We start from the raw sequence: 2,451 nt of genomic DNA, 5'->3' as shown, positions 1-2,451 counted from the left end.
CCCTGACCAGTTCCGGCAGCGCGGCGGCATAGCGTTCGACATCGGCCATGCGCCCGGTCGACACGCGCGACCATTCGGGCCAGGCCGGCCCCCATGCGCCGCGCACCAAGATGCCGCGCTGGGCCATGGCGGCGGCAAAGCGGTTGGCATCGGCCACTTTCACGAACAGGAAATTGGTCTGGCTGGGCAGGGCGATGGTGCTGGCCTTGGCGACGCTGGCCTGCAGCACCCGGCGTGCGGCCGTGATGGCGCTGCGGCTCTGTGCCTGGAAAGCGCCATCGTCCCAGGCAGCAATGGCAGCAGCAAGGCCGGGCGCATTCAGGCTGATGGTGATGCGGTGGCGCTTCAACTCGGCGGCATTGGCGGGCGAAGCCACGGCATAGCCGATGCGCAGGCCGGCCATGCCGAACAGTTTGGAAAAGGTGCGGGTGACGATGATATTGGCGCCCGCCTGCACAAGCGGCAGCATGGTCGATCCCGCCGGATCGTCTGCCAGTTCCATATAGGCTTCATCCACCAGCAGCGTGACGCGCGGCGGCAGCGCCTTGGCGAACGCCAACAGATCAGCCGCTTTCAGCATCATGCCGGTCGGGTTGTTGGGGTTGCACAGATACACCATCGCCACGTCCGGCGCAGCGGCGGCGCGGGCCAGCGCGCCCAGATCGATGCCCAGATCCGGCGCCATGGCGACGCGGCGATAATTCAGCCCCTGCGCCATCGGATAGAGCAATGGTTCATCGAACTGCAGCGCCGGCAGCAATATGGTGCCGCGCTTGCCCCAGGCGAGGGCGGCACTGGTGATCACTTCCGAACTGCCATGGCCCAGCACCACTTGCGCGGCCGGCACGCCCAGCCGCTTGCCAATCATCGCTGCCAATCGGCCTTCCGCATCATCGGCATAATACCAGCTGCTGCGCGCCAGATCGGCCATAGCCTGGATGGCGGAAGCCGGCGGCCCAAGCGGATTCTCGTTATATTTCAGGTGGGCGATGCCCGGTGCCGGGGCAAAGCCGGTGGGATCGGGCAGCATGGGCCGGATTGTGGTGGCGCTGGACTGTGTGCTCGCTACCGCCATGCCGGCCAGCCCCAGCCAGCCCCGCCGTGAAACGTCCATTGCTTTTCCCCTCAGGCTGGATGCCAGGTTTTCAGCAGCGTCGCCGTATCGGCCAATGCCTCCACCGGCACCACCACGCCCTGTTCAACCAGCGCCTTGCCCTGCACATAGTCGCGCGCGGCGTTCACGCAGTCCAGCGCGATCACCTTGCCGGCCTTCAGGTAAATGAGGCTGAAACTGCGCGTCGCCGGATCGCCGCGCAGCACGGTCTGATCATGGCCGATGCTCAGCCCCATGGTTTGCAGCCGCAGATCATATTGGTTGGACCAGAACCACGGCACCGCGTGATAGGGCGCGGGATCGCCGGTAATGACGCGGGCAACGGTGATGGCCATGTCGGCGGCGTTCTGCACCGATTCGAGCCGGATTTCCGCGCCGCCGGCAAAGGCGTTGGCGTGCAGCGCGCAATCACCGATCGCAAACACATCCGGCAGGCTGGTGCGGCAGTGATCATCCACCCAAACCCCGTTCCCGCCTGTGGCGCCGGCCGCCAGCAGCGGCTCCACTGCGGGCACGATGCCGATGCCGACAATCACCACATCGGCCACGATCTGCCGCCCGTCCGTCAGCGTGGCGAGCTTGGCGTCGCCGACGGCGGCCAGGCTGGCCAGTCCGGCGCCAGTCACGATCTCCACCCCGTGCGCGCGATGTTCGGCTTCATAAAAAGCGGAAAGTTCCGGCCCGGCCACGCGCGCCAGCACCCGATCCATCGCCTCGATCACCGTCACCGAATGGCCCAGCTTGCGCAGCACCGCGGCCGATTCCAGCCCGATATATCCACCGCCCACCACCAGCACGCGTGATTCGGGCTTGAGATCTGCCTTCAGGGCATCGACATCGGCGCGGGTGCGGATGGCGTGCAGGCCGGGCAGTTCATGGCCGGGGCTGCTGAGCTTGCGCGGATCGCCGCCGGCCGCCCACACCAATTGGCCATAGGAAATCGCGCCGGCAGTCGTCTCCAAGTTGTGCGCCGCCGCATCCACCGCCGTCACACGGGTGCCGGTCATCACCTCGACATTGCGTTCCGCCCAGAAGGCCGGCGGCCGCAGCAGCATGCGCTCGAAGCTCTTCTCGCCGGCCAGATATTCTTTGGACAGCGGCGGGCGTTCATAGGGCAATTCGGGTTCGGCCGTGATGATAGCCAGGCTGCCGGTGAAGCCGCGCTGCCGCAACTGTGCCGCCTGTGCTGCGCCGCCATGCCCGCCGCCCACGATCACCACGTCGAAATGCATCACGTCCTCCCGTTTCAACGTGGCATGCGGCAACGGCGCGGCCTTGCCAAGCCGGGTTGTTGCTTATCCGCCCTTCACATCGCGCGGCGGCGCTGCCACATGGGA

The 2,451-nt window shown here is 66.7% G+C and carries 2 protein-coding genes; both read right to left on the bottom strand.

Annotated features, from left to right (window positions below; genetic code table 11):
- On the bottom strand, positions 1 to 1,114 hold a 1,114-nt coding region (locus RT662_RS05680; protein WP_313669738.1), incomplete at its 3' end, for a histidinol-phosphate transaminase.
- 11 nt (positions 1,115 to 1,125) lie between these two features.
- Positions 1,126 to 2,346 carry an NAD(P)/FAD-dependent oxidoreductase gene (locus RT662_RS05675; RefSeq protein ID WP_313669739.1) on the bottom strand — a complete coding sequence of 407 codons (1,221 nt, stop codon included), beginning with the start codon at positions 2,344 to 2,346 and terminating at the stop codon, positions 1,126 to 1,128.
- Positions 2,347 to 2,451 lie beyond the last annotated feature (105 nt).

Source organism: Sandarakinorhabdus sp. (genome assembly GCF_032115815.1).
GTDB lineage: Bacteria > Pseudomonadota > Alphaproteobacteria > Sphingomonadales > Sphingomonadaceae > Sandarakinorhabdus.
This window is presented reverse-complemented; position numbering and strand designations above follow the sequence as displayed.

Coding starts and splice junctions, on each gene's coding strand:
- RT662_RS05675 (WP_313669739.1), bottom strand. CDS start 2,346: ATGCATTTCGACGTGGTGATCGTGGGCGGCGGGCATGGCGGCGCAGCA.